This is a genomic window from Pseudomonas floridensis, from assembly GCF_002087235.1.
Taxonomy (GTDB): Bacteria; Pseudomonadota; Gammaproteobacteria; order Pseudomonadales; family Pseudomonadaceae; genus Aquipseudomonas; species Aquipseudomonas floridensis.
In genome coordinates, this window is record NZ_MUIO01000106.1 from 1 (window position 1) to 17,786 (window position 17,786).

The 17,786-nt window shown below is 59.8% G+C and carries 17 protein-coding genes; 11 read left to right on the forward strand and 6 right to left on the reverse strand.

What is annotated here, in order from left to right:
- Window positions 1-38: 38 nt before the first annotated feature.
- Window positions 39-560 (forward strand): GNAT family N-acetyltransferase, encoded by a 522-nt coding sequence (locus BZK31_RS23420; protein WP_415639676.1) that lies wholly within the window; start codon window positions 39-41, stop codon window positions 558-560.
- Here the strand turns inward: BZK31_RS23420 and BZK31_RS23425 are convergent.
- From BZK31_RS23425 to BZK31_RS23450, 6 genes are all read right to left on the reverse strand, one after another.
- On the reverse strand, window positions 536-1,246 hold the full coding sequence (locus tag BZK31_RS23425; RefSeq protein ID WP_083185672.1) for a hypothetical protein: 711 nt from the start codon (window positions 1,244-1,246) through the stop codon (window positions 536-538). The two genes, BZK31_RS23420 and BZK31_RS23425, sit on opposite strands and share 25 nt — an antisense overlap.
- 131 nt (window positions 1,247-1,377) lie before the next feature.
- Window positions 1,378-2,091, reverse strand: a complete 714-nt coding sequence (locus BZK31_RS23430; RefSeq protein WP_083185673.1) for a hypothetical protein — start codon at window positions 2,089-2,091, stop codon at window positions 1,378-1,380.
- Window positions 2,092-2,201: 110 nt separating this feature from the next.
- A complete protein-coding gene (locus BZK31_RS23435) occupies window positions 2,202-2,930 on the reverse strand; it encodes a hypothetical protein (RefSeq protein ID WP_157900782.1) in 729 nt (242 codons plus the stop codon).
- Between the two features lie 123 nt (window positions 2,931-3,053).
- Entirely contained in the window at window positions 3,054-3,503 is a 450-nt protein-coding gene (locus BZK31_RS23440; protein WP_083185674.1) for a hypothetical protein, read from the reverse strand.
- A 444-nt stretch (window positions 3,504-3,947) separates the two neighbouring features.
- Entirely contained in the window at window positions 3,948-4,661 is a 714-nt protein-coding gene (locus tag BZK31_RS23445) for a cupin domain-containing protein (protein WP_083185675.1), read from the reverse strand.
- Between the two features lie 214 nt (window positions 4,662-4,875).
- Entirely contained in the window at window positions 4,876-5,733 is an 858-nt protein-coding gene (locus BZK31_RS23450) for a GNAT family N-acetyltransferase (RefSeq protein WP_083185676.1), read from the reverse strand.
- A gap of 559 nt (window positions 5,734-6,292) precedes the next feature.
- On the opposite strand from BZK31_RS23450, the gene BZK31_RS23460 reads away from it, so the two are divergent.
- The 10 genes from BZK31_RS23460 to argE all read left to right on the forward strand — a co-directional run bounded on the left by BZK31_RS23460 (window position 6,293) and on the right by argE (window position 17,718).
- Entirely contained in the window at window positions 6,293-6,961 is a 669-nt protein-coding gene (locus tag BZK31_RS23460; protein WP_083185677.1) for a haloacid dehalogenase type II, read from the forward strand.
- Window positions 6,962-7,021: 60 nt separating this feature from the next.
- Complete coding sequence (locus BZK31_RS23465) at window positions 7,022-8,296, forward strand: NAD(P)/FAD-dependent oxidoreductase (protein ID WP_083185730.1); 1,275 nt, start codon at window positions 7,022-7,024, stop codon at window positions 8,294-8,296.
- Between the two features lie 92 nt (window positions 8,297-8,388).
- Window positions 8,389-10,026 carry an ABC transporter substrate-binding protein gene (locus BZK31_RS23470; protein ID WP_083185678.1) on the forward strand — a complete coding sequence of 546 codons (1,638 nt, stop codon included), beginning with the start codon at window positions 8,389-8,391 and terminating at the stop codon, window positions 10,024-10,026.
- Between the two features lie 31 nt (window positions 10,027-10,057).
- Window positions 10,058-11,014: an ABC transporter permease gene (locus BZK31_RS23475; RefSeq protein ID WP_083185679.1), complete on the forward strand. Its 957-nt coding sequence runs from the start codon at window positions 10,058-10,060 to the stop codon at window positions 11,012-11,014.
- The gene (locus BZK31_RS23480; protein ID WP_083185680.1) at window positions 11,011-11,874 is read left to right on the forward strand and encodes an ABC transporter permease; all 864 of its coding nucleotides are present in this window, start codon (window positions 11,011-11,013) and stop codon (window positions 11,872-11,874) included. The genes BZK31_RS23475 and BZK31_RS23480 overlap by 4 nt, the downstream gene beginning before the upstream one ends.
- A gap of 1 nt (window position 11,875) precedes the next feature.
- Window positions 11,876-13,717, forward strand: coding sequence for an ABC transporter ATP-binding protein (locus BZK31_RS23485; RefSeq protein WP_083185681.1), 1,842 nt, complete (start codon window positions 11,876-11,878; stop codon window positions 13,715-13,717).
- The gene (locus BZK31_RS23490) at window positions 13,714-14,025 is read left to right on the forward strand and encodes a (2Fe-2S)-binding protein (RefSeq protein ID WP_083185682.1); all 312 of its coding nucleotides are present in this window, start codon (window positions 13,714-13,716) and stop codon (window positions 14,023-14,025) included. The genes BZK31_RS23485 and BZK31_RS23490 overlap by 4 nt, the downstream gene beginning before the upstream one ends.
- Window positions 14,004-15,413: an FAD/NAD(P)-dependent oxidoreductase gene (locus tag BZK31_RS23495; protein ID WP_083185683.1), complete on the forward strand. Its 1,410-nt coding sequence runs from the start codon at window positions 14,004-14,006 to the stop codon at window positions 15,411-15,413. The genes BZK31_RS23490 and BZK31_RS23495 overlap by 22 nt, the downstream gene beginning before the upstream one ends.
- The gene (locus BZK31_RS23500; RefSeq protein WP_083185684.1) at window positions 15,410-16,564 is read left to right on the forward strand and encodes an NAD(P)/FAD-dependent oxidoreductase; all 1,155 of its coding nucleotides are present in this window, start codon (window positions 15,410-15,412) and stop codon (window positions 16,562-16,564) included. Before BZK31_RS23495 ends, BZK31_RS23500 begins: the two co-directional genes overlap by 4 nt.
- Window positions 16,561-17,718, forward strand: a complete 1,158-nt coding sequence (gene argE, locus BZK31_RS23505) for an acetylornithine deacetylase (protein ID WP_083185685.1) — start codon at window positions 16,561-16,563, stop codon at window positions 17,716-17,718. The genes BZK31_RS23500 and argE overlap by 4 nt, the downstream gene beginning before the upstream one ends.
- Window positions 17,719-17,786 lie beyond the last annotated feature (68 nt).

A 17,786-nucleotide genomic window follows, 5' to 3' on the forward strand; every position in this document is an offset into this window, starting at 1 on the left:
GGCGTTTGCTTGTCCGGGATACTGCTTTCCTGTTTCAGATGACGACAAGGAGCTGCGTTTTGAACCCGACCGATATTTTGATCAAGCGTTTCGAGCCTCAAGACCAGCAGGGCGTGGTCGACGTGATTCTGCCCATCCAGCGTGAAGAGTTCGACATCGCCATCACGGCTAATGACCAGCCGGACCTCAACGCCATTCCCGGCTTCTACCAGACAGGCACCGGAGACTTCTGGGTAGCCCGACATGGCGAGCAGGTAGTGGGCACCATCGGTCTCAAGGACATTGGTGCCGGTCAGGCGGCGTTGCGCAAGATGTTCGTCGCCGCGCCATTTCGCGGACGTGAACATTCGGTGGCCGCCCGACTGCTGAATCGTCTGATCGACGACGCCCGAGGCAGAGGTGTAAAGAGAATCTTTCTGGGCACCACCGACAAATTCCTCGCCGCGCACCGCTTCTATGAGAAGCACGGTTTTAGCGAAGTGGCCAGGGAAAGTCTGCCCGAAAGCTTTCCGGTCATGGCGGTGGACAGCAAGTTCTATGTGCTGGGGCTGGGCAACTGAGGCGCTGTTGACCGGCTTTTAAGGCCATTGAAAAGCGCCAGTGCTGCACTGTCGCCCGAGGTCAGATTGGCGGGGTAAAAGGCCGGGTATTGCGCTTTTTCTATGGGCGGAAGGTCGTTGTAATGGGCGAGGATCATGAACAAGGTCTGTGTACCCTTGCCCGTTTCGTTGTACTCATCCATGTAACGTTGAATCATGACGCGCTTCCAGGCCTGATCTTGCGAATATTCTTCGTCAAACGCCGCGCTTCTTTCATTGATCGTGAAACTGCCACTCTCGTCATACATGATCAGCCTGAGTTGATCCGGAGAGAGGCCTGCGAATGGATTTTTTCCTGAACCGCGCTCGAACAGAGTGGCCTGACGGGCTCTTTCGAGCAGCACGGGGTCGTCTGTATCGGGCACTTCAGCATCGTGCCGCTCACGATTGGCGTAAAAACCACTCCCGGCGATTCTGTCGATGATGTCTTTCGCCAGGGTGCCCAATTCTTTGAAGCCAAGGCTCGCATCGCGGGACTGAGCACGCACTGCGCTTTCATTCAATTGTCTCGCCAGTGCCGATAAGGCAACGCCGTCCCGATTGGTCGGTTTTGAGGCCGGTTTTTCCACGGGTGTGGCATTGGCAGGGGCCGCTGACTTGGCCGTTTGATGGACCGTGGCGGTTTGAATAGACGGGATATTCATCATGTTGCGTCCTCGCGTGGACAGCCAATCCGTGGCGTTATGCGTTACGTTTCTGCTTTCTGGGCACAGCCGATACATTCCTCGCCGCACACCGCTTCTCCAAAAAATGGTTTCAGCGAAGTGGACAGCAAGTTCTACGTGCTGGGGCTGGGCAACTGAGGCGCTGTTGACCGGATTTTAAGGCTATTGAAAAGCGCCAGTGCTGAACTGTCGCCCGAGGTCAGGTTGGCCACGTAGTGGGTCGGGTATTGCGCTTTTTCTATAGGCGGAAGGTCGTTGTAATGGGCGAGAATCATGAACAAGGTCTGTGTACCTTTGCCCGTTTCGTTGTACTCATCCATGTAACGTTGAATCATGACCAGCTTCCAGGCCTGATCTTGCGAATATTCCTCGTCGAACGCGGCTCTTCTTTCATTGATCGTGAAATTGCCACTCTCGTCGTACATGATCAGCCTGAGTTGATCCGGCGACAGGCCAGCGAATGGATTTTTTCCTGAACCGCGCTCGAACAGAGTGGCCTGGCGGGCTCTTTCGAGCAGTGCGGGATCGTCCGTATCGGGCACTTCGGCATCGTGCCGTTCACGATTGGAGTGAAAACCGGTCCCGGCGATTCTGTCGATAATGTCTTTCGCCAGAATGCCCAATTCTTTGAAGCCAAGGCTCGCATCGCGGGACTGAGCACGCACCGCGCTTTCGTTCAATTGTCTTGCCAGTGCCGATAAGGCAACGCCGTCCCGATTGGTCGGTTTTGAGGCCGGTTTTTCCACGGGTGTGGCATCGGCAGCCGGGGCCGCTGACCTGGTCGTTTGATGGACCTTGGCGGTCTGAATAGACGGGATATTCATCATGTTGCGTCCTCGCGTGGACAGCCAATCCGTGGCGTTATACGTGACGTTTCTGCTCTCTGAGCGCCGCCGATATACTCCTCGCCGCACAACGCTTCTCTGAAAGCATGGCTTTAGCGAAGAGGACAGCAAGTTCTACGTGCTGGGGCTGGGCAACTGAGGCGCTGTTGACCGGCTTTTAAGGCTATTGAAAAGCGCCAGTGCCGAACTGTGGCGGGGTAAAGGCCGGGTATAGTGCTTTTTGTATGGGGTGGAAGGTCGTTGTACTGGGCGAGGATCATGAACAGCGTCTGGGTGCTCTTGCCGGTTTCGTTATATTCATCAACATAGCGCTGGCACATTAAAACGTTCCAGGCTTCTTGCTGGTAGTAGCTTTCTTTAAACGCAGCCTTTCGCTCGTTGAGCGTGAAATCGCCACTTTCGTCATAGATGATCAATGCCAAGGTATCTTGCGAAAGACCTGCGAATGGATTAGATCCTAATCCATTCGTGAATCGCGTGGCCTGCTTCGCTCTTTCCAGCAGGCTGGAATCCTGAGTGTCCGGGACCTCAGCGTCGTGTAATGCTTTGTTCTTGCGGTCGTTGCTGTCGGTCAATTTGTCGATGACGGATCTTGCGAGTGTGGCCAGCTCTTTGGTACCCAGACGGGCTTCACGGGAGCTGGCGCGTAGTGCGCGTTGATTGAGTTGTCTGGCAAAACCGGAGAGCGTCGTGCCCTTCGAACTGTTACCTTCGGGCTCAGGTGCTTTGGTTTTGATGTTGTTGTCTGTCCGGGAAACAGCGTTGGCTGCCGCTGCGGGTGTAATGCTGATAATCGTAGGGGAAAGTTGAGCGTCTATCATGATCGCGTCCTCGCGGTGGTAGCCGGTCCATGGCGCTATCTGCGTAAACTGTATCGGCACTGCGTAGGTGAACTTTAACCTGCCCAAGGCAGGCGCGTCGGATAGCGACGCGCCTGCTTGTTTTTATTTCATCGTGAACTCGGCAGCCCACGCGTAGGTGGAAAGGTTAGTGGCGCGTGAGGTGGCGGTGCAGACTGCAGCGCCCTCAGAGGCTGCCGTGCGATTCCACTTCGGGATTTTAGCGCCTCCCGCACCCGGCAGTTTCATGAACGTGGTGGAAAATACACAGACTTTTGATCCCATCACATACCTGACACTTGCGTAGCTCGTGTCCGGTGAAAGGGTGCTTTGTACGTGATAGGTATCTGACTCGCCAGGTCTGACCGCCGGCCTGATGGGGCTCCTTGCATTCATCTGTGTGGAACTTTCATTGCGAGTCACGACGGTATAGTCGGCTTGCTCCGTCCCCAAATTCTTGAACGTCACCGTAACCGGCGGTCCCGCCTGTACTGTAACGGTTGCGCCTAATGTCGCCAAGGCGAGAAAGGTCAGTGCAATATGATTGGTTTTCATGGACAGGTCCTTAAATTAAATGATTAACTTCATGTTGTTTACAATGGTTTAAGCAGCAGTCGGCTCGCCGCAATGCTTGTCCGGCGCCGACTGATTACGTTTGGATTTCGATGTGATAGTTGAGTAGAAAAGTTGCGCAAGTTAAGCGCCGATCGAATAGGTAACTTCCAGTCAATGGGTGTGTTGAGTGTTCACGCTCAGTGTATGAATGCTCTGGATTAAGGCGTTTCAGGACGATAAAGGGCAGTCGCTGTTATCCGCTACCAGACGTTTAATCAAAGTCTGGCAGGGAAAGCAATGGGGTGTTGGGGGTTGTTTAAATAAACAGCGAAGTAACCTATTTATGCTTGTATCGAACTTGCATCACCTATTAACTGCGCTGGCGAGCGTTGCGTGTTCACCGACTGGCCGCACCCCGTATAGCGCAAGGGTGCGGCTGGCACCTCATGTCACTGCATAGAACTTGCGCACATATCCGGTGCTGGTCCATTTGCAGGGCGCGCCTTGTGCGACGAAAACGGTGTCACCGGGTTTGACGACCACTGCTGCGCCGTCTTCGATGCCCAGCGTCACGCTGCCTTCGATCAGGTTCATCAGCTCGTGGATCCGGTGCGGGCGTGATATGCGCTCGTAAGGTGTGGAATCCCAGACGCCGATGCGCAGGGTGCTTGCAGTGTCTTCGAAGAGGTTGTTGCTGCGGCACTGCGGCAGCGCGCTGATCATGATCGCCGGGTCCGGCGGGGAGGACGGCGTGAGCATCGCCAGGCGATCCAGATGCGTGATGCCAGGCTTGTCCGGGCCGGTCGCCTGAGTGGCAGCGCAAAAGGCCCAGAGGCTGTCCGGCTGCGCCTCGATACGCAACCGGGTGCCACGACCGATGACCGCGCTTTCGCCGGTGCGAATCGTGACGTTGTCGGCATCTGAACTCAGCGTAACGGCGCCGCGATGCACGACCAGCATCTCGGTGTAGGGATAAGCGTCGACCGACAACGAGTTGCCAAAGTGAACGATGCCGGCGGCAATGTCGGCTTCATCCAAAAAGGCGGTGCGGCGACCCTCGGTGAATGGATCGTTGGCGTCGAGCGGGCCGGTTGTGAATTCGGTGTCGACAGGGCTGTGATCGGCGCGGGCGAGCAAAAGTACGGAAGGTTGTGGCATGGAATGATCTCTTGAGTCTTCAGCCGGGCGTAATCGCGAACGGCAGGTGAGCAACTGAAAGCACACGTGAGCCGCGTGACCGCGCTTGCCCGCAATGGCGATGGCTCAGCCACTGAAAATCGACTGTGAACACGCCATCGCGGGCAGGCAGCGCTGCTGCGGCTGTTTGTTGGCAGCGAGGTAAACGCTGTGTCAGTGAGAAGTGACGCAACCCTTAACCGATCGCCTGGGTAATCAATGCGAACTGGCGCACGCCTTGGCTGGGCTGCGGAACGGCACCCATGCTCATGCAGGCCACCGCATCGACGCGTTTCAGGCCTGCTGCTTCCAGCCAGTCCACCAGCCCGCCATCGCTTGGAACATCAATGCGTACGAAGGCATAAGGCACTTTCGCCATCAGTTGTTCGATCATATGCCTGGCCTGTTCCGCGTTCTCGGCGATCACCGGGCCGATGCACAGGCCGCGACCAAACGGGCGCATCAGTGCCACCGCCTGCAACCCGCCATCGCGCTCGACGCCCACCGCATGTTCGAGGTTGCCGAAGACATCGCTCAAAACCGCCGAGCGATCCAGGCCGGTGCCTGCGTTGGCCAACTCGACAATCCGGGCGTGATCGGCTTCGGTCAGCGAGCGGCACTGCTCACCCGCTTTCAAGGCCGTCGGTTCGGGCAGTTGCGCCTGACCCTGGCGTTGCTGAACCTCGCCGAAGCTGACAAAGCCCATCTTGGCGTACAACGGCGCGCCGGCGAGCGTGGCGTTGAGAATGGCGGTGCGCGGTGGAACGCTGCCCACAGCCATTTCCATCAACTTGCGACCGATGCCCTTGCCTTGATAGTCGTCGCTGACGATCACCAGGCCTATCGTCGAGAACTCGCCCTGATGACAGGCAAAGGCGCTGCCGATCAGGCGACCGTTATGCAGGGCGACGAAGCCTTGGGCAACCCGCTGGAGCATGGCCCAATCTTCGAGTCGGTGCGGCCATTTCAGGGCGATGGACAGTTCGTGGGCGTTGGCCACGTCGTCGGCGGTCATCGGGCGGTATTCAAAGTCGAGGCGTTGCTGGGCGAGCATGATGTGTCTCCCTCCAGAAGGATGCACAGGGGTATAAAAGGATGCGGCAGGCTTGTTGTATCCCACCTGCGCGACAGGGTGACAAGAGGGCTGCAAGCATTCGGTAGATTTCGCGACTGGCAGCTAGCCAGACCACAGTTACTGCTTAAATCGGGCGCGGGTCCGGCAGCAAATGCTTGAGGCTTTTCGGCAGTTTTTCTGCCTTATATAGCTGCGCGAATCGACCCTTTGTCCAGACAGTGGATTGTGCTGAGCAGACGCGTTCGCACAGGCGCAGTATCTGCGGTGCAAAGCCGCGTGTTTGAGCGCGAGCGCCCTGAAAAGGGTCAAAAAAGCGCCAGAAACCGGGGTTTGCCCAAGGCTGGAGCGCCCCGCAAAGTCTGCTGAGCGCGCACCTCAAAACGGTGCTTTCTATCAAGCAGCCAGCACTTTTAACGCCATCTGCTGATTTCACGGTGTTGTAATGAGGGTGTGCTGCAGCGTGCATCACGGCCCTTGCAACGGTGCCGCAAACTGCTCGTCATGCCATGACCTCAACGAACTTTCAGGACCGCACACAATGAGCTTTCTTCGACCAAAATTCATTACGTTCGACTGCTACGGCACGTTGACCAATTTCCACATGGGCACCATGACGCGCGAGATTTTTGCCGACCGTGTTCCGGCCGAGCAGATGGATCAGTTCGTGAAGGACTTCTCGGCGTATCGGCTGGATCAGGTCATGGGCGACTGGATGCCGTACGACGAAATTCTCAAGGAGTCGCTGTCGCGGGTCTGCAAGCGCTGGAACGTTGAATACCGTGGTGAAGGTCAGTTGTATTACGACGCCGTGCCGACCTGGGGTCCGCATGCCGATGTACCGGCCGGCCTGTCGAAGATCGCCGACAAGATTCCGCTGGTGATTTTCTCCAACGCCAGCGACAGCCAGATCATGTCCAACGTCGAGAAGCTGGGCGCACCGTTCCACAAGGTATTCACCGCCGATCAAGCCAAGGTCTACAAGCCGCGCCTGGCCGCTTTCGAATTCATGCTCGACAACCTCGGCTGCGGTCCTGAAGACGTGCTGCACGTGTCTTCCAGCTTCCGCTACGACCTGTTCTCGGCGCACGACATGAAAATCAAGAACAAGGCCTTCGTGGCTCGCGGTCACGAACAGCCTGCGCACAGCTCCTTCAACTATCACCAGATTCCTGACATCGGCGGTCTGGCAGGACTGGTCGGCCTGTAAGCCGGTCACGCACTACGGCATTTTTCAGGGTGCTCTTTCATGAGTGACAAGGGGAACAAGATGCGCAGTGAGTCCTACTGGCTCGATACGGCTCCAGATTTCACCGGCGCGCAGGCTGGCGCGGTGGAAGGGCAGGCTGACGTAGTGGTTGTCGGTGGCGGGTTCACCGGGCTCTCGGCTGCGCGTGCATTGGCCTTGAAAGGTGCCAGCGTGGTGGTTCTGGATGCAGGCCGCGTGATCGGCGAAGCCTCCGGACGTAATGGTGGGCAGTGCAACACCGGTGTGGCGCAGGACTACGCCTCCCTGAGCGCCACATTGGGGGCCGACCAGGCCCGCGACTATTACAAAGCGTACGAAAGCGCGGTGCAGAGCGTCGTCAGCGTCATCGAGCAGGAAAACATCGCCTGCGACATCAAACGCAACGGCAAATTGAAGCTGGCGGCCAAGCCGGGTCATTACGAAGGACTGGCGCGCACTTGCGAGCTGATCCGTCGCGAAGTCGATGCCGATGTCGAGTTGCTGTCGGCACAGGACATTCGCTCCGAAATCGGCTCGGACGCGTTTCACGGCGGTCTTTTGCAGCGCAATGGCATACAGATCCACGTCGGTCGCTTTGGCCTGGGCCTTGCCGACGCGGCGGCGCGTCACGGTGCGCGAATCTATCAGGACACGACGGTGAAGGGCTGGAAGGCCAATCGCAACGGGTTTGTGGTCAACACCTCGAAAGGCTCGATGCAGGCCAGGCAAGTCTTCCTCGCAACGGGTGCCTGCCAGCACGGTGGGTTGGGCTGGTATCGCCGCCGCATCGTCCCGGTCGGCAGTTTCGTGATCGCCACCGAAGTGCTGCCTCAGGCATTGATCGACCAGTTGTTCCCCAACCAGCGTGCTTACGTCACCAGCCGTTTGATCGGCAATTATTTCCGCCTCACCCCGGATAACCGGTTGCTGTTCGGCGGGCGCGCCCGTTTCGCCATGTCCAACAGCAGCTCCGACGCCAAGAGCGGCAAAGTGCTGCACGCGGCCATGGTGCAGATGTTTCCGCAACTGGCGCAGGTGAAAGTCGACTACTGCTGGGGCGGTCTGGTGGACATGACGTCCGATCGTCTGCCGCGTGCAGGCGAGCACGACGGCGTTTTCTACTCGATGGGCTACAGCGGCCATGGCGTGCAGATGTCGGTGCACATGGGGCAGGTCATGGCGGATGTCATGGAAGGCAAGGCGCACGCCAATCCCTGGAAGGATCTGAGCTGGCCAGCCATTCCAGGCCACTTTGGCAAACCGTGGTTCCTGCCGTTGGTGGGCGCTTATTACCGCTATCAGGACAGTCGTCACTGAGTGTTGTGTTTCACCGTCGTCGCGTGTGTTAAGGACGCTCCGGTCAACCGTGAGCAACTCGGAATTTCCCTTTTTCGACAGGTAGAACTGATATGGCTGACAAGAAAAACGATTCCCCGCTGATCACAGGTGAAGACAGCCTGCGCGTTTTCGAGGGTCTCAATCGCGGCCTCTCGCGTCGTGATGCGCTGCGTATGCTGGGCGTTGCCGGTGTGGTCGCGGCAGGCTCCACCAGTCTGTTCGGCGCCGCCGGGAAAGTCTTCGCCGATGACGAGGCCGCGCCTGTCAAAGGCAAGCCGGGCGGTCGCATTCGGGTGGCGGGCATGTCCAGTTCCACGGCCGATACGCTGGATCCGGCCAAGGGCGCGCTGTCCACCGACTATGTCCGTCACTTCATGTTCTACAACGGTCTGACCCGTTTCGACAGTCATTTGGTTCCGCACATGGAGCTGGCCGAGAAGATCGACAACAAGGACGCTACTGTCTGGACCATCACCCTGCGCAAGGACGTGACCTTCCACGACGGCAAGTCGCTGACCGCGGCTGATGTGGTGTTCTCGCTGTCGCGCCACAAGGATCCCGCCACCGGCTCGAAAGTCATGCCGTTGATGGCGCAGTTTTCCGAAATCAAGGCCACCGGGCCGCTGGAAGTGCAGATCACCCTCAGTTCGCCAAATGCCGAGCTGCCGTCGATCCTTGCAGTCTCGCACCTGCTGATCGTGCCCGAGGGCACCACGGACTTCAGCAAAGGCATTGGTACCGGCCCGTTTAAGGTAAAGGAGTTCAATCCGGGCGTGCGCTCTATCAGTGTGCGTAATGCCAACTACTGGAAGCCGGGCCTGCCGTACCTGGACGAGATCGAGTTCATCGCCATCGGCGACGAGCCATCGCGAGTCAACGCGCTGTTGTCGGGCGACGTGCACATGATCAACGAGGTCAATCCTCGTTCCACCAGCCGTATTGCCGCCAGTGCCGGGCACCGCGTGGTCGATGCACCGTCGGGCAATTACACTGACCTGATCATTCGTCAGGACCAGATGCCTGGCAAGAGCCCGGAATTCACCGAGGCCATGAAGTACCTGCTGGATCGCGAACAGGTCAAGTCGGCGGTGTTCCGTGGCTACGCCCGCGTGGGCAATGACCATCCGATTGCGCCGGGCTCGCGTTACTTCAATGCTGACCTGCCACAGCGTGCCTACGATCCGGAAAAGGCGAAGTTCCTGCTCAAGAAAGCCGGCATGGAAAAGATCACCATGGCCGTGGCTGCCTCGCCTGCCGCCACCGGTTCGGTCGACATTGCCGTGCTGTTGCAACAGTCCGCCAAGCAGGCCGGGCTGACGCTCAACGTCAATCGCCTGCCCAGCGACGGCTACTGGTCCAACCACTGGATGAAGCACCCGCTGAGCTTCGGCAACATCAATCCGCGTCCGAATGCCGACGTGATCTTCTCGCAGTTCTTCCAGTCCTCCGCACCCTGGAACGAATCGGGCTGGAAAAACGATCAGTTCGACCAATTGCTGATGCTGGCGCGCGGTGAAACCGATGACGACAAGCGCGCCAAAATGTACGGCGACATGCAGACACTGGTCAGCCAGAACTGCGGCATCGGCATCCCGGTGTTCATCAGCAACATCGACGGCGTGGACAAGCGCATTCAGGGTTACTCCAGCAATCCGCTGGGCGGGTTCATGGGCTACATGTTCAGTGAGCAGGTCTGGCTGGACGCGTGAATACGGCTGTGAATCGAGCAGGAGAATGCAGATGAATAGCAACACACTCGGGTTGATCCTGCAGCGCCTCGGCGCTGCGATCGTAACCCTGTTGATTGTCTCCATGGTGGTCTTCGCCATTACGGCGGTCCTGCCGGGAGATGCGGCGCAGCAGGCACTTGGGCAGTTCGCGACGCCTGAACAGGTCGCGGCCCTGCGTACGAAGCTGGGCCTTGATCAGCCGGGTGTGGTGCGTTATCTGCAGTGGTTGATGAACCTGCTGGGCGGTAATTTCGGTGAGTCGGTGTCCAACGCGATGCCGGTCGCCGACCTGATTTCCGGGCGTTTCCCCAACACCCTGATGCTGGCCGCGACCACCGCGCTGGTGTCGGTTCCTGTCGCGCTGACGCTGGGCATCGGTGCGGCCATGGGCCGGGGCGGGCGTCTGGACAATGCGCTGAATTTCATCACCCTGTCGCTGGTGGCAGTGCCCGAATTTCTGATTGCCACCCTGGCGGTGCTGATCTTCGCCGTCAAACTGGGCTGGCTCTCCGCCTTGTCCTACGGCGGTGATGCCAGTACGCCGCTGCAATTCATCCGCACCTATGCGCTGCCGGTGATGACCCTGTGCTGCGTGATCGTGGCCCAGATGGCGCGCATGACCCGTGCGGCTGTCATCGATCAGCTCGACAGTCCCTATGTGGAAATGGCTCGCCTCAAGGGCGTGAATCCGGTGCGGATCGTGTTGCAGCATGCCTTGCCCAACGCCATCGGCCCCATCGTCAATGCCGTGGCGCTGAGCCTTTCCTATCTGCTGGGCGGTGTGGTGATCGTCGAAACCATCTTCAACTACCCAGGCATTGCCAGCCTGATGGTCGATGCCGTGACCAACCGCGACATGGCGCTGGTTCAGGGCTGCACCATGCTCTTCTGCGCCGCTTACCTTGGGTTGGTGTTACTGGCCGACCTGTGTGCAATCCTTTCCAACCCGAGGCTGAGAAACCAATGAATCCAATCATTGAGACATCTGCGGCCGCCACTCCTGTGCGTGCGCGTCGCAAAATCGCCTGGCTGGGCCTGGTGGGCGCTTCGGTCTGCTTCTTCTGGCTCATGGTCGCACTCTTCGGCCCTTGGCTCGCGCCGCATCCGGTCGGCGAAGTGGTGTCCGATAACGTCTTTGAAAACATAAGCGCGGCCTTTCCGTTCGGCACCGATTACCTGGGCCGTGACATGCTCAGCCGGGTACTGATCGGTGCGCGTTTCACGGTCGGCCTGGCGCTGGTATCCGCCGTGCTGGCCAGTGGTATCGGCACCGTCTGCGCGCTGTTGTCGGTGGTCGCGCCCAAATGGCTGGACGAAATCATCAGCCGCCTGATGGATGCGCTGATTTCGATTCCCAGCAAAATGCTTGCACTGATCATGGTCTCGGCGTTCGGCTCTTCCGAAGCGCTGCTGGTGTGCACGGCGGTGCTCAGCTACATGCCGGGTGCGTTCCGGATTGCACGCAGCATGGCGGTGAATATCGAGGCGCTGGAGTACGTGCAAGTGGCGCGCACCCGTGGCGAAGGGCGGCTCTATATTGCCTGCCGCGAAATTCTGCCGAACATGCTCAATCCGGTGCTGACCGACCTGGGGCTGCGTTTCGGCTTCATCGTGTTGCTGCTCAGCGGCATGAGCTTTCTGGGACTGGGTGTGCAGCCACCGGACGCTGACCTGGGGTCGCTGGTTCGCGAGAACATCGGCGGTCTCAATCAGGGCGCTCCGGCCATCGTGATTCCGGCGCTGGCGATCGGTTCGCTGACCATTGGTGTGAATCTGTTTATCGACCGCCTGTCATCACGGCGCAGCCGACGCTCGGGAGGGCACTGATATGAGTCAATTGATTCGGGTGCAAGACCTGCGTGTCGTGGCCGACACCGAACAGGGGCCGTTGGAGATCGTCAAGGGTGTCAGCTTCTCGCTGGAGAAAGGCGAAGTGCTGGCGCTGATCGGCGAGTCGGGCTCTGGCAAGACCACCATCGCGCTGGCATTGCTGGGCTATGCCCGACGAGGCTGCAAGCTGGCCGGCGGCGTGGTGCAGGTCGGCGAACACGACATGCTCAGCCTGCCGGAAAGCCAGTTGCAAAGCCTGCGCGGCAATCGGGTTTCGTACATTGCGCAAAGCGCGGCAGCGGCGTTCAACCCGGCTAAAAAGCTGATCGATCAAGTGATCGAGGGCGCGCTGATTCATGGTCTGGCGAGCCGCGCAGAGCTGCAGAAAAAAGCCATCGAACTGTTTCGTGATCTCGCACTGCCCAACCCTGAGACCATCGGCCAGCGTTACCCGCATCAAGTATCGGGCGGTCAGTTGCAGCGGGTCATGGCGGCGATGGCGCTGATCAGTGATCCGTTGTTGGTGATACTCGACGAGCCGACCACCGCACTGGACGTCACCACGCAGATCGACGTACTGCGCGCCTTCAAGCGTGTCGTGCGGGACCGTGGCGCGACAGCGGTCTATGTGTCTCACGATCTGGCGGTGGTCGCACAGATGGCCGACCAGATCGTGGTGCTCAACGGCGGACAGATCATCGAGCAGAGCAGCACGGCTGCGTTGCTCAAAGGACCGGAAGACGCGTACACCCAGAGCCTGCTGGCGGCGGCGCGCCCCGACGCGAAAATGTCGCCGGCCAGCGACATGGTCAAGGACAGCACGCTGTTGACCATCAAGGGCCTGACCGCAGGCTATGGCAAAAAGAACCTGCAAGGCATGCCGATGATCCGGGTGCTGGAAGACATCGACCTGACCGTTCGCCGTGGCCAGGCCATTGGCGTGATCGGCGAATCCGGCTCGGGCAAGTCGACGCTGGCCCGTGTGGTCGCCGGTCTGCTCGATCCTGCCAAAGGCAGCCTGACGTTTGACGGCAAGGAGTTGTCCGGCACTCTGGCGGGGCGCACCGAAGATCAGTTCCGGCGTATCCAGATGGTGTTTCAGAACGCCGACACCGCGCTCAACCCCATGCACAGCGTCAGTGCGATTCTGGCCCGGCCGCTGAAAATGTATTTCAACCTCAAGGGCAAGGCCCTGCGTGATCGCATCCATGAGCTGATGGATCTGGTGCGTCTACCGCTGGATCTGGCCGATCGTCGCCCGAATGAACTGTCGGGTGGCCAGAAGCAACGGGTCAACCTGGCCCGTGCCCTGGCGGCCAAACCGGACCTGATCCTGTGCGATGAAGTGACCTCGGCGCTGGACACCGTGGTCGGCGCCTGCATCCTCAGCTTGCTGGGCGAGCTGCGCCGCAAGCTGGGGGTTTCCTACCTGTTCATCAGCCACGACATCTCCACGGTGCGCGCCCTGTGCGATGACATCGTGGTGATGTACAGCGGCCATAAGGTGGAAGAAGGCAGCCGGGAATCGTTCAGCCAGGCACCGTTCCATCCGTATACCGACTTGCTCGTCAATTCGGTGCCGGAGCTGCGGCAGGGCTGGCTGGAAAGCTGTGGCTTGACCCACGGCAAGCTACCGCCGATCAGTGCACCGGCGAACATGCCGGAACTGTGCACCTTTCTCAATCGCTGTCCGGTCCGCGTCGAAGGCTTGTGTAACAAGACCGCGCCGGGTCGTCGCTACATTGCTGGCGGCAGCGAAATTCTCTGTCATCGCGACAGTGGCGAGCTGCAGGAAATTCAGAACAATCCGAATCTGGAAAACGTAGGAGCCTACGCATGAGTGGCCGTTTTGTAAGACTGGGCGAGCGTGATCGGCCGGTCGTCAATCTGCTGGTCGACGGTGCGCCGATCAAGGCCTTGCAGGGCGACACCTTGATGGTGGCGCTGCTGACCCAGGGTGCTGCGTTGCGTCAGTCCGAGTTCGATTCCGGACGGCGAGCGGGGTTCTGCCTGATGGGCGCGTGCCAGGACTGCTGGGTCTGGACCCGAAACGGCGAACGCCTGCGCGCCTGCTCCAACGAAGTTCGCGATGGGCTGGATATCGTCACTACCCAACCGGAGGCGAAATGGCCACTCATGCACGGTTGAACGTTGCTCATCCTGACAGGCCACGCGTCGTCATCGTCGGTGCCGGTCCTGCCGGCACGCGCTGCGCCGAGACTCTTCTGGCTGCCGGGATCAAGCCGGTTCTGATCGATGAGAATCGTCGTGACGGCGGGCAGATCTATCGTCGTCAGCCTGAAGGTTTCAAGCGCGATTACTCGGCGCTCTACGGTACCGAAGCGGCCAAGGCGCGGGATCTGCACGAAAGTTTCGACCGCCTGCGCGACCAGGTCGATTACCGGCCTGACACGCTGGCCTGGAACCTGACCGCAGGCCAGCTGTGCTGTGTCAGCAAGGGCGTGCACACGGTGGTGGATTACGACGCGCTGATTCTGTGTGCCGGGGCCACGGATCGTCTGATGCCGATCAAGGGTTGGCAGTTGGCCGGGACCTACAGCCTGGGTGGCTCGCAGATCGCGCTCAAGTCGCAGTCGGTGTCCATCGGCAGTCGCGTGGTGTTCATGGGCAGCGGCCCGTTGCTGTATCTGGTCGCCAGTCAGTACGTCAAGGCCGGTGCCGATGTGGCGGCGGTGCTCGATACCTCGCCGTTCAGCAAGCGCATCGGCGCGATGCCCAAGCTGCTTGCACGTCCGGGACTGCTGTTCAACGGCATGAAACTGCTGGCCGATCTGTATCGCGCCAAGGTGCCGGTGCATCTCGGCATCCAGCCTGAAGAGATTCTGGGTGACGAACAGAATGGCGTCAGCGGCGTGCGTGTGCGTCTGGCCAGTGGCAGCGCGCTGACCGTCGATTGCGATGCGCTGGCGCTGGGTTATCACCTGCGTCCTGAAACCCAACTGGCCGATCTGGCAGGGTGCGGACTGCGTTTCGACGAAGCGTCCGGTCAATGGGTGCTTGCCGTCGATGATGATGGTCGCACCTCCGTCACCGGCGTGTATGCCGCTGGCGACGGGGCGAAGATTCGCGGAGCCGATGCCGCCGAACAGGCCGGGCGGCTGGCTGCGCTGGCGTTGCTTTCAGACATGGGCAAGCCTGTGGATAACCGGCTTGTGGATAACGTGCGGAAGAACCTGGCGATCATGGATCGTTTTCGTGTCGGCCTGATGGAAGCCTTTCCGTGGCCTTCTGCGCAGGCGAAGGCGCTGCCTGATGAAGCCATCATCTGTCGCTGCGAAATGATCAGCGCGGGCGAACTGCGCGGCGTGGTGCGTGAAAAAGGCGCCTGCGAAGTCAACCGCGCCAAAGCCTTCAGCCGTGTCGGCATGGGGCGCTGCCAGGGGCGTTATTGCTCGCAGGCCGGGGCTGAAGTGATCGCTGCCGAATCCGGCGTGCCGGTCGAGCAGGTCGGCCGTCAACGCGGTCAGGCCCCGGTCAAACCGTTGTCGATGATGACAGACGAGGTGGTGTCATGAAGCAGCCCAAGGTCGATGTACTGATTGTCGGCGGTGGCGTGATGGGCGCTGCGTCTTCGTTTTTCCTGCGCCAGCGCGGCAAGTCGGTGACGCTGCTGGAGCGCGACGTAATCGGCCAGTACGCCAGCGGCGTCAATTTCGGCAACGTGCGCCGTCAGGGTCGTCATCTGGATCAGCTGGAATTGGCCAACCGCTCGTTTGCGCTGTGGAAGCGACTGCCACAGCTGATTGGCGAGGACCTCGAGTTTCTGCCCAGCGGCCACATGCGGGTCTGCTACCGCGAAGATGAAATCGAAGAGCTCGACGCCTATGCGGCGGCACCTCAGGCGCGAGAGCTGGACCTGAAGGTCTACCGTGGCAAGGAACTGCACGAACGTTTTCCGTTTCTGGGGCCGGACGTGAAAGGCGGCTCCTACGCGCCACATGACGGCCACGCCAACCCGCGTCTCGCCGCACCGGCCTGGGCACGCGCTGCCATACGTGCTGGCGCTCGAATCGAAGAGCGCACCGAGGTGCTGCACGTCGAAAAAGTCGGCAAGGAATTTCAGATCACGACCACGGATGGCCGAGTTTTCACCGCTGATCAATTACTGATCACTGCCGGTGCCTGGGGCGAAAAGCTCTCGTCGCAGTTCGGCGAGCCGGTGCCGCTGGAAACCTTTGGTCCGCAAATGTCTGTCACCGAGCCAGTGCCGTACGCACTGCCGACAGTGATTGGTGTGTTCACCAAAATCCCGCATGAAGTGGTCTACTTCCGCCAGATCGCGCGCGGCAACATCGTGATCGGCGGTGGCGTGCGGACCAGGCCGGACATGGTCAACCGCCGTGCGTACTTCGACCCCAACAGCCTCATCAACCACATGCAGCAGATGCGCCGTCTGCTACCTGGTGTCGGCAACCTGAACATCATTCGCGTATGGAGCGGCATCGAAAGCTATACGCCAGACTCGCTGCCGATCATGGGGCCCAGCGGCAAGGTCGACGGCCTGTATTACGCGTTCGGCTTCTGTGGTCACGGCTTCCAGCTGGGCCCTGGCGTGGGCGATGTCATGGCTGAGCTGATCAGCACCGGCAGCACCAGCACGCTGATCAGCCCATTCGATATCCGCCGGTTCGCCGCCTTCTCCGGACTTGCGAGTAAAGCTTCATGACACCGCGTGCACTGGATATCTTCAAACGTCTGATCGCGTTCGAAACCGTGTCTTCTGAGTCGAACATGGCGTTGATCGACTATGTTCGCGACCTGTTGGCCACCAAGGGCATCGAGTCGATGATCGTCAAAGACGAGACCGGGAAGAAGGCCAATCTGTTTGCCAGCACTGGTCCGCGAGACCAGCCGGGCGTGTTGCTCTCCGGGCACACCGATGTGGTACCTGCCGCCGGTCAGGCGTGGACGGTGCCTCCTTTTCAAGCGACGCTGCGTGACGGGCGTATCTATGGGCGTGGCACCTGTGACATGAAAGGCTTCATTGCGCTGGCCATAGACGCCATGCTCGATGCCGCAGACATGACCCTGACGCGCCCGCTGCAACTGGCCTTGTCCCACGATGAAGAAATCGGCTGTGTCGGCGTGCGGCGTCTGCTGGACGTGCTGCATCTGGCGCCTGTGCGTCCGTTTCTGTGTGTAGTGGGTGAGCCGACGCTGATGCAGTTCGCAGTCGGTCACAAAGGCAAGAGTTCGTACCGCACCTATTGCCGTGGCCAGGAAGCACATTCCTCGCTGGCACCGCGTGCGGTCAACGCGATTCATCTGGCCAGCGACTTCATTGCCGAGCTGCGCAAAAGTCAGGCACGGGTCGAGCAGCAGGGCGTGCGTGACGACGGCTACGACATTCCCTACAGCACGGTGCACATCGGGCGTATCGATGGCGGCAAGGCGCTGAACATCGTGCCCAACCTGTGCACGCTGGAGTTCGAATACCGCAATCTGCCGGGCGATGATCCCGATCAGTTGCTCGAGCAACTGCGCGAGCGTGCCGACGTGCTGGTGCGCGAGGCTCGGCAGTTGTCCGGCGTGGCCGACATCGAGATCGAGATCATGAATGAGTACCCGGCGCTGCAGACCCATCCCAGCGTTGAAGCGGTGCGCATGCTGCACGCATTCGCCGAACCCGGCACGCAACACATCAAGGTCTCTTACGGCACCGAGGGCGGCTTGTTCGCCGGGCGCCTCAACGTACCCGTGGTGGTCTGCGGACCGGGCTCCATCGAGCAGGCGCACAAACCTGACGAGTTCATCGAGGAAAGTCAGATGAACGCAGGTCAGCGTTTTCTGCAAAGTCTGCTGGGCTCGCTGAAGCAGTAGAGGCTGCCGTGCGGGCGCAAAATTCAGCATCGCACGCAGCTCGCGCGCTCTGCTTTCGGCATCCTGGA

What these genes read in the sequence shown, in the direction of transcription:
- argE (WP_083185685.1), top strand. Translation starts at nt 16,561, where the DNA reads ATGACACCGCGTGCACTGGATATCTTCAAACGTCTGATCGCGTTCGAA.
- BZK31_RS23470 (WP_083185678.1), top strand. Translation starts at nt 8,389, where the DNA reads ATGGCTGACAAGAAAAACGATTCCCCGCTGATCACAGGTGAAGACAGC.
- BZK31_RS23485 (WP_083185681.1), top strand. Translation starts at nt 11,876, where the DNA reads ATGAGTCAATTGATTCGGGTGCAAGACCTGCGTGTCGTGGCCGACACC.
- BZK31_RS23480 (WP_083185680.1), top strand. Translation starts at nt 11,011, where the DNA reads ATGAATCCAATCATTGAGACATCTGCGGCCGCCACTCCTGTGCGTGCG.
- BZK31_RS23465 (WP_083185730.1), top strand. Translation starts at nt 7,022, where the DNA reads ATGCGCAGTGAGTCCTACTGGCTCGATACGGCTCCAGATTTCACCGGC.
- BZK31_RS23500 (WP_083185684.1), top strand. Translation starts at nt 15,410, where the DNA reads ATGAAGCAGCCCAAGGTCGATGTACTGATTGTCGGCGGTGGCGTGATG.
- BZK31_RS23425 (WP_083185672.1), bottom strand. Translation starts at nt 1,246, where the DNA reads ATGATGAATATCCCGTCTATTCAAACCGCCACGGTCCATCAAACGGCC.
- BZK31_RS23445 (WP_083185675.1), bottom strand. Translation starts at nt 4,661, where the DNA reads ATGCCACAACCTTCCGTACTTTTGCTCGCCCGCGCCGATCACAGCCCT.
- BZK31_RS23490 (WP_083185682.1), top strand. Translation starts at nt 13,714, where the DNA reads ATGAGTGGCCGTTTTGTAAGACTGGGCGAGCGTGATCGGCCGGTCGTC.
- BZK31_RS23420 (WP_415639676.1), top strand. Translation starts at nt 39, where the DNA reads ATGACGACAAGGAGCTGCGTTTTGAACCCGACCGATATTTTGATCAAG.
- BZK31_RS23495 (WP_083185683.1), top strand. Translation starts at nt 14,004, where the DNA reads ATGGCCACTCATGCACGGTTGAACGTTGCTCATCCTGACAGGCCACGC.
- BZK31_RS23450 (WP_083185676.1), bottom strand. Translation starts at nt 5,733, where the DNA reads ATGCTCGCCCAGCAACGCCTCGACTTTGAATACCGCCCGATGACCGCC.
- BZK31_RS23435 (WP_157900782.1), bottom strand. Translation starts at nt 2,930, where the DNA reads ATGATAGACGCTCAACTTTCCCCTACGATTATCAGCATTACACCCGCA.
- BZK31_RS23430 (WP_083185673.1), bottom strand. Translation starts at nt 2,091, where the DNA reads ATGATGAATATCCCGTCTATTCAGACCGCCAAGGTCCATCAAACGACC.
- BZK31_RS23460 (WP_083185677.1), top strand. Translation starts at nt 6,293, where the DNA reads ATGAGCTTTCTTCGACCAAAATTCATTACGTTCGACTGCTACGGCACG.
- BZK31_RS23475 (WP_083185679.1), top strand. Translation starts at nt 10,058, where the DNA reads ATGAATAGCAACACACTCGGGTTGATCCTGCAGCGCCTCGGCGCTGCG.
- BZK31_RS23440 (WP_083185674.1), bottom strand. Translation starts at nt 3,503, where the DNA reads ATGAAAACCAATCATATTGCACTGACCTTTCTCGCCTTGGCGACATTA.